Origin of the sequence: Staphylococcus sp. GDY8P196P, assembly GCF_017891705.1 — a bacterium.
GTDB classification, from domain to species: domain Bacteria; phylum Bacillota; class Bacilli; order Staphylococcales; family Staphylococcaceae; genus Staphylococcus; species Staphylococcus ureilyticus.
The window spans coordinates 1-1,377 of record NZ_JAESJS010000030.1; the positions used below are offsets into that span (position 1 = coordinate 1).

At 32.8% G+C, this 1,377-nt stretch carries 3 protein-coding genes and 1 pseudogene; 3 read left to right on the plus strand and 1 reads right to left on the minus strand.

Going from position 1 to position 1,377, the window contains the following annotated elements:
- Nucleotides 1-202: pseudogene (locus KA814_RS13345) on the plus strand (Rep family protein); the annotation flags it as partial.
- Between the two features lie 245 nt (nucleotides 203-447).
- Here KA814_RS13345 and KA814_RS13350 read toward each other — a convergent pair.
- Nucleotides 448-597 carry a hypothetical protein gene (locus tag KA814_RS13350; RefSeq protein ID WP_002503081.1) on the minus strand — a complete coding sequence of 50 codons (150 nt, stop codon included), beginning with the start codon at nucleotides 595-597 and terminating at the stop codon, nucleotides 448-450.
- A gap of 188 nt (nucleotides 598-785) precedes the next feature.
- Here KA814_RS13350 and KA814_RS13355 point away from each other — a divergent pair, with 188 nt between their 5' ends.
- On the plus strand, nucleotides 786-950 hold the full coding sequence (locus KA814_RS13355) for a ribbon-helix-helix domain-containing protein (RefSeq protein WP_002503080.1): 165 nt from the start codon (nucleotides 786-788) through the stop codon (nucleotides 948-950).
- Between the two features lie 65 nt (nucleotides 951-1,015).
- Nucleotides 1,016-1,377: replication protein (locus KA814_RS13360; RefSeq protein WP_210122797.1), on the plus strand; the 362-nt coding region annotated here is incomplete at its 3' end.

Here is a 1,377-nt window from a genome sequence, read left to right on the forward strand (position 1 = left end):
CTATATTGCTCTTACTAGAGAAGAAAAGTATGAAGCTATTTCAAGGATAAAGAAGATTATTATTAGTGAAAACGTAACAGAATATATAGATTTATTAAGTCTTTTAGAAGAAATGGATTATAACCTATTTAAAGTTGCTTGTGATAATACATTTACTATTAATGTTTTAGTTAGATCCAATAGACATAAACATGATAATTAATTTTGAATTAGCTAGCCACTATGGCTAGCTTTTTGCGTTAGCAAAAAAGGGGGATTGGGGGTTTACCCCCAACAAGTGTATTTGCAGAACGAAATGAGCGTTAGCGAATGAAGTGGCTAGCAAATACACTGCTTGCCAAACCAAAAAATTACTTGTGATAGGAGAAAAACTTTTGACGAACAAAGAAATAATGATAGCCACTTCAGTGGCGATTGGTGCTGGTTTTAACTTGGATTAATTCCAAGTTAACAACCAATCCAAATCATTGATTTCGATATCGTGAAGTCAAAAGGAAATTCTATTACAAGTAATTTTTTGGTGGGGTTTGATTTTGAAATTTTAGCAATCACTTTTTTGATTGCTTGGTTTTGAATTTTTGTTTTGAGGAGAGACATTGGGGGGTACTACGACCCCCCCAATGGGTGCAATGTGCAATGTGAAAAAATCGACTTAAGCCTTGATATTATGGGGTTTTTGACAATTTTAGACACAAAACTTAACAAAAGTATTCATGAAAACTCTAGACTTTTATGGATAATATACTATATAATACAGAATAAGGATTTAAAAAGGAGGGGTTATAATGGCTCGAGAAAAAGTTGGAATAACATTAACACCTGTAACGATTGAAAGGCTGAAAGATATATCAGAAGAGATGGGATTGAGTAAATCTCAAGCGATATCTATGTTAATTAATAATTACTATATTGAAAAAGGTAAAAAGGGGGATAGAGACAGTGGAAAATAAAAAAAGAACCTAGCTCCCAAATAGCTAAGTTCTCTAAAATCTTTATTCAACACTGTTATTTTACCATGGCAAAATATATTAAAGCAAGAACGTGGGGAATGGTTGTATATCCACAATCTGCCCCTGAAAATTGGACAGAATTACTTGAAGAAACTTATTTACAATTCGCAATATCTCCTTTGCATGATAAAGATGTTAATCCTGATGGAGAAATTAAGAAAGAGCATTGGCATGTCATACTAATTTGGGATGGACCTGTTACTCAAAATGCAGCATCAAAAATTGCTGAGAAGGTAAATGCACCACAACCAGTTAAACTTGAAAGTGTTCGTGGAGCGTATAGGTATTTCACGCATATGGATAATCCTGAAAAGTATCAGTATGATGAAAAAGATATAAAAATCTATAATGGCTTTGATATTTCTAA